The 6,248-nt window shown below is 66.8% G+C and carries 6 protein-coding genes; 5 read left to right on the forward strand and 1 reads right to left on the reverse strand.

Features of this window, described 5'->3' with window-relative positions:
* Window positions 1-116 precede the first annotated feature (116 nt).
* The 4 genes from DBR12_RS18905 to kynA all read left to right on the forward strand — a co-directional run bounded on the left by DBR12_RS18905 (window position 117) and on the right by kynA (window position 3,548).
* Window positions 117-464: a YkgJ family cysteine cluster protein gene (locus tag DBR12_RS18905; protein ID WP_108618662.1), complete on the forward strand. Its 348-nt coding sequence runs from the start codon at window positions 117-119 to the stop codon at window positions 462-464.
* 125 nt (window positions 465-589) lie between these two features.
* Entirely contained in the window at window positions 590-1,243 is a 654-nt protein-coding gene (gene kynB / locus DBR12_RS18910) for an arylformamidase (RefSeq protein WP_108618663.1), read from the forward strand.
* A gap of 88 nt (window positions 1,244-1,331) precedes the next feature.
* The gene (gene kynU, locus DBR12_RS18915; RefSeq protein WP_108618664.1) at window positions 1,332-2,642 is read left to right on the forward strand and encodes a kynureninase; all 1,311 of its coding nucleotides are present in this window, start codon (window positions 1,332-1,334) and stop codon (window positions 2,640-2,642) included.
* Between the two features lie 18 nt (window positions 2,643-2,660).
* Window positions 2,661-3,548, forward strand: a complete 888-nt coding sequence (gene kynA / locus DBR12_RS18920; RefSeq protein WP_108618665.1) for a tryptophan 2,3-dioxygenase — start codon at window positions 2,661-2,663, stop codon at window positions 3,546-3,548.
* 136 nt (window positions 3,549-3,684) lie between these two features.
* Here kynA and DBR12_RS18925 read toward each other — a convergent pair whose 3' ends face one another.
* The gene (locus DBR12_RS18925; protein WP_158275018.1) at window positions 3,685-5,718 is read right to left on the reverse strand and encodes a beta-propeller domain-containing protein; all 2,034 of its coding nucleotides are present in this window, start codon (window positions 5,716-5,718) and stop codon (window positions 3,685-3,687) included.
* A gap of 165 nt (window positions 5,719-5,883) precedes the next feature.
* Between DBR12_RS18925 and DBR12_RS18930 the strand changes: the two genes are divergently transcribed.
* Window positions 5,884-6,248: DUF6502 family protein (locus DBR12_RS18930; RefSeq protein ID WP_233244897.1), on the forward strand; the 365-nt coding region annotated here is incomplete at its 3' end.

The following is a 6,248-nucleotide window of genomic DNA, read 5'->3' on the forward strand; positions in this document are numbered from 1 at the left end:
GGCGGGCAGGTGCAGCTCGGCGCGGGCTTGAATGGCAAAGGCGTTGGCTTTTTCGTTAGCATTGCCCTCCCCCACAGCGCCTGACGGCCTCGCCGCAGGCCCCACGCCCGCCCCGCATGTCCGACGCCACGACCACCGACTCCACCCACCCATGTCTTAGCTGCGGTGCCTGCTGCGCCAGCTTTCGCGTGGACTTTGCCGTGTACGAGATGCAGGCGATGGGCGGCACGGTGCCCGACGGTCTGGCACTGGATGTGAACGGCAGCACCTGCCGCATGCGGGGTACGGAGCAGGTTCCCATCCGCTGCGCCGCGCTGACCGGCCAGGTGGGCCAGCAAGTGGCCTGCAGCATCTACGAACTGCGCCCGGCGCCCTGCCGCGAGTTCTCGGCGGGCGACTACGCCTGCCACAAGGCGCGTGCGCGGCACGGGCTGGCGCCGCTGGCAGAAGGTTTGGTTCTGTGAAGGCCGCGCCCTTCATGCAGCCGGGCTACTGTCACATCAAAATAGTTTAGGCCTCAACAAAAATTCGATGGGGTGTTGGAAATAACCGACACCACGGTTTTTTCGGGACATGCAAACTTTGTCCCATGTCAACGCCATCCTCCCCCACCGCCCGCCGGCTCTGGGACATCTCGCCGCCCGTGCACGCAGGCAGCCCCGTGTTCCCCGGCGACACGGCCTACAGCCAGCAGTGGTGCGCCACCATTGGCCCCGGCTGCCCGGTCAACGTGAGCGCGATCACGATGTCGCCCCATGTGGGCGCCCACGCCGACGCACCGCTGCACTATGACGCACAGGGCGCCACCATCGGCGACGTATCGCTCGACGCCTTTCTGGGCCCCTGCCGCGTGATCCACGCCATTGGCTGCGGGCCGCTCATCACCTGGGAGCACATTGCCCACGCGGTGAACGGCCCCCTGCCCCCGCGCGTGCTGGTGCGCACCTACGAACACATGCCCGTGGACCGCTGGGACGGCCAGCTGGCCGCCTATGCGCCCGACACCATCGAACGCCTGGCCGACCTGGGCGTGCTGCTGGTGGGCATCGACACCGCCAGCATCGACCCAGCCGACAGCAAGACGCTCGACAGCCACCAGGTCATCCGCCGCCGGGGCCTGCGGGTGCTCGAAAACCTGGTGCTCGACGCCGTGCCCGAGGGCGACTACGAACTGATCGCCCTGCCGCTGAAGCTGACCACCGCCGACGCATCGCCCGTGCGGGCCGTGCTGCGCGCGCTGTAGCCCAGAAATTTCAGGCTTTTTTGGCCGTCACCGCGCGTCCATCATGCCCTAGCAGCTATCAAAACAGAAGCAAACCACCTTAAACACCATGACCACCACCTTGCAAGACTGCCGCGCGCTCGACGCGCAAGACCTCCTGGCGCCGCTGCGCAGCCACTTCGCACTGCCCACGGGCGTGATCTACCTGGACGGCAATTCGCTGGGCGTGGCCCCCAAGGCCGCTGCGGCGCGTGTAGCCGATGTGGTCACCCGCGAATGGGGCACAGACCTCATCAAATCGTGGAACACCGCCAGCTGGTTTGACCTGCCCCAGCGCCTGGGCAACCAGCTGGCCCCGCTGATTGGTGCGGGCAAAGATGAAGTGGTGTGCACCGACAGCACCTCCATCAACCTCTACAAGGTGCTGAGCGCTGCGCTGAACATTGCGCGCGAAGACAGCCCCGCCCGCAAGCGCATCGTGAGCGAGCGCAGCAACTTCCCCACCGACCTCTACATTGCCGAGGGTCTGTGCAAGGAGCGTGGCCTCGAACTCGTGCTGGTAGAGCCCGAAGAGATCACCGCAGCACTGACCAGCGACGTGGCCGTGCTGATGCTCACCCACGTGAACTACCGCACCGGCGCCATGCACGACATGGCCGCCATCACCGCCGCAGCGCATGCCCAGGGCATTTTGTGCGTGTGGGACCTGGCCCACAGCGCGGGCGCCGTGCCGGTGGACCTGAACGGCGCAGGCGCGGATTTCTCGATTGGCTGCGGCTACAAGTATCTGAACGGCGGCCCCGGCGCCCCGGCTTTTGTGTGGGTGCACCCGCGCCATGCCAGCCGTTTCTGGCAGCCGCTGTCCGGCTGGTGGGGCCATGCCGCACCATTTGCCTTCACCCCTGATTACCAGCCCGCACCGGGCATCACGCGCTACCTGTGTGGCACGCAGCCCATCATCAGCCTGTCGGCCCTGCAATGCGGCCTGGATGTGTTCACCGCCGCGCAAAGCCTGGGCGGCATGGCCGCGCTGCGCACCAAGTCGCTGGCGCTCACCGACTTGTTCATCCAGCTGGTGGAAGAGCGCTGTGCAGGCCACGGCCTGGGCCTGGCCACGCCGCGTGACCATGCGCAGCGCGGCTCGCAGGTGTGCCTGACGCGCGACGAAGGCGCGGGCGTGGGCGGCCAGGGCAGCGGTGCGTATGCCATCGTGCAGGCGCTGATTGCGCGCGGCGTGATCGGCGACTTCCGCAAGGGCGACGGTGGCACGGGCCGCCACAAGGACATCCTGCGCTTTGGTTTCACACCGCTGTACCTGGGCTTTGAAGACGTGTGGAACGCCGTGGAGCACTTGCGCCAGGTGCTGGAGAGCGGCGAGTGGCAAAAGGCCGAGTTCAACCAGACGCACGCCGTCACCTGATCGGAAAGGCAAACCACCATGTGCCCTTTCTCGCAACCCCCTGCGGGTGACAACAACGCGGCATCTGCCGCACGGCCCGAATCCATCGTGCACGAAGAGCGCGCCCAGCTCGACTTCAGCCAAAGCATGAGCTATGGCGACTACCTGCAGCTCGACGCCATCCTTACCGCGCAAAAGCCGCTGTCGCCCGCGCACGACGAGATGCTGTTCATCGTGCAGCACCAGACCAGCGAGCTGTGGATGAAGCTCATGCTGCACGAGCTGCGCGCGGCCATCGGCCACATTGCGCGCGACGAGCTGCCGCCCGCCTTCAAGATGCTGGCGCGCGTCAGCAAGATCATGGAGCAGCTGGTGCACGCGTGGGACGTGCTGGCCACCATGACACCGCCCGAGTACAGCGCCATGCGGCCTTACCTGGGCCAATCCAGCGGCTTTCAGAGCTACCAGTACCGCTGCATCGAGTTCTCGATGGGCAACAAGAACCGCGCCATGCTCAAGCCCCACGAGCACCGTGCCGACCTGCTGGCCCTGGTTCAGGCCGCGTACGAAGCCCCGTCGCTGTACGACGAGGCCCTGCGCCTGCTGGCCCGGCGTGGCTTGGCCGTGCCTGCCAGCCACACCGAGCGCGACTGGACGCAGCCCTATGTGGAAAACGATGCGGTGGAGCAGGCCTGGCTCACCGTCTACCGCAACCCCGAAAAACACTGGGACCTGTACCAGCTGGGCGAGGAGCTGACCGACCTGGAAGACGCCTTCCGCCTCTGGCGATTCCGCCACGTGACCACAGTGGAGCGCGTGATCGGCTTCAAGCGCGGCACGGGCGGCACCGGCGGGGTGAGCTACCTGCGCAAGATGCTGGACGTGGTGCTGTTCCCCGAGATCTGGAAGCTGCGCACCGATCTGTAAACAAGGCACGATGAAAAAAACAGGCCTGTTCACCACCCCGGTGAACAGGCCTTTTAACTGCTGCCTGCGCCCTACAGAAAAGCGCTTTCAGCTATCATTTTTATAGTTCTCTCCCTGATTCGCAATCAGCGGCGCTTCAGTCTCCGGCCTTGGCAAACACCTGCCCGCCCGAGAGCTGGTAGGCCAGGTTGTCCACCTGCAGGCTGCGCTCGTTGGCGATGTCAAAGCGGCTGTACAGCCAGGGCGTGTCACCGTTCAGGATGGCGGTGGACACGGCCATGGAGCGCTGGGCCAGCGCGCCGGTGGTGGTGTTCACCTCCAGCCGCAAGGCGCCCTGGTAGCCCCGCACGGGCGGTGGCGTGCCCACCCCCGTCGGTGCCTGGTAGACGCGGGCGGGGAACGCCACGCGCACCTTGCCATCCACCGCCTGCAGGTTGAGCACCGGGCGGGTGCTGTCGAGCGTGGTGATGCTGCCCCGGCCGCCCGCCGCCTGTGTGGCCAGCCGCTTGCCCTGCGCGGCATTGCGCACGTCGAACACTGCGAGCTGGATGCCATCGGCCACGCCACCCAGGGCGCTGTCCTTGCCCACCCCCAGCAGCAGGCCGTTCGGCAGCGGCACCAGGTGGTCGGCATGGCCGCCCGCCGCCAGCTCGCCCGCCACCGTGGGGTTGGCGGGGTTGGCCAGGTCCAGCACCCACACGGGTTCGGTGGTGGCAAAGGGGGTGGCATAGGCCCGGGTGCCTGCAAAAAACAGGTTGTCGATCTGCTGGTCGCCCCGCGCCGTGCGCAGCCGGATGGGCAACTTGGCCTGCGGGCTGAGGTGGTTGTCGCGGCCGCTGTCGCGCAACACGGTCAGCAACGCGGGGGAGGCCTGCTGGGCCTGGATCGTCACCGGCGGCATGCCACTTTGGCCCGTCTTGCCGGTAAATGTCAGCACGCGCAAGTCGTTCTGGTGCTCGTTCAGGCGCGACGGCATGCGGCGCAGGTCCCAGCCCAGGTGGCCGTCCACGCTGCCCGATGCGTCGTAGTCCACCTGCGCGCCACGGAAGCTGAACTTGTGGATGTCGGTGCGGCTATCGGCCGGGAACACAGCGTTGACTACATCGCTGCCATAGCGGTACTGGCGCGAGCTGGCCACATACACGCTGCGCGCGCCCAGGTGCACGGCCTCACTGCCGCCCGCAAGGCAGCGGCTGGTGCGTGCCAGGCTGGACGAAGTGAGGTCGATGGCCGTGATGGAGGTGAGTTGCAGCGACAGCGAAGCATTGCCCGCCTGCACCAGGCAGTCGGCCTCGTTCACCAGCGGCTGGGGCTGGCCACCGTCCACGCGAAGGGTCGGGATCAGCGCGGCAGTGTTCAGGTCTTTGAGCGCGGCCTGCACAGCCGATGCAGAGGCACCTGCAGGCACTGTGAAGCGCGTGAGGTCGGGCGACCAGGTGGTGACCAGGTACAACGTGTTGCCAATCAAACGGCTGCCCACCAGCAGACCTTCGATGCGCATCTGCTTGAGCTGCGCGGGTGCCATGTCTTTGTTGATCGCAAACAGGTCGAGCGACAGCATGCGGCTGTACTCGGGCACCACGGTGATGCTGGCGTCGGCTGCCGCCCCCACGGGCTGCCTGTCGGCGTACGGGTCTTGCTGCGACAGCACCGCGGCGCGAGTGCCGCCCCCCGCCACATAAAAGCCCTGGGGAATGAACTTGGCATCCAGCGTGGCGCGGCCCACGCTGGCCAGGCTGCCATCGGCGGCGCGGGCCTGGGCGGTCAGGCGCGGCGGCTCGCGGCCAGTGTCGGTGGCGTAGGCGCGGTGCAGGCCATAGAGCATGTTGCCCTCGGCCTTGATGAGACCGTCCTCCTCTACCGCCGAGCCGACCAGCGGCGCACCCGTGTGGGTGACCACGCTGCCCGCACTGCTCAGCCCGCCCACGGTGGGCACAGTGATGGCCGTGCCCGGATAGCCCAGCGCAACCCGCTGCGCAATCTTGGCCTTGAAGTAGGCCACCAGATCGCCCGACCGCGCCACCTGCAGACGCGCCTCGTTGGGGGTCTGCGGGTTGCCACCCTCCCCGCCACCGCACCCTGCCACGAATGCCGCCGTGGCCACGGCCAGCCATGCGGGTGAGACATAGGACATGCCCGCCACTTTCTTCATCAACCTTCGGTTCGTCATGTGATTTTTCTCCCTGTGGATACCTGTGATCTGCGCAGCGGGGTGGAATCCTGCCCACACCACCCCGCAGATAAGTGGGATAATATCCCACACATTTTCCATCCGTCAACCAGATGACAATCACGGCCTGCTCCTGAAACCCGCTGCGCACCGCGCTTTTTTTCCATGCCCTCCCGCTCCGCCATCGTTCTGGCCTCTGCCCTGCATGTGCTGCGCCCTTTGGCGCGCCTGCTGCTGCGCAATGGCGTGGCCTACCCAGCGTTTGCTGCGGCCATGAAGAAGGTGTTTCTGGACGCAGCGCACGACGAGCTGCAGCGCACGGGAAAGAAGACAACAGACAGTGCAGTGAGCCTGATGTCGGGCGTGCACCGGCGTGATGTGCGCAACCTGGGCCGCCTGGCCGAGCCCGCTGCCGAAGAAGAAGCGGGCGAGACCCCGTTGAATATGGCCAGCCAAGTGGCCGCGCGCTGGCTGAGCCAGACGGATTGCCTGGACGACGAGGGCCAGCCCCGCCCCCTGCCCCGCAGCGG

Source organism: Acidovorax sp. HMWF029 (genome assembly GCF_003060895.1).
Lineage (GTDB): Bacteria > Pseudomonadota > Gammaproteobacteria > Burkholderiales > Burkholderiaceae_C > Acidovorax.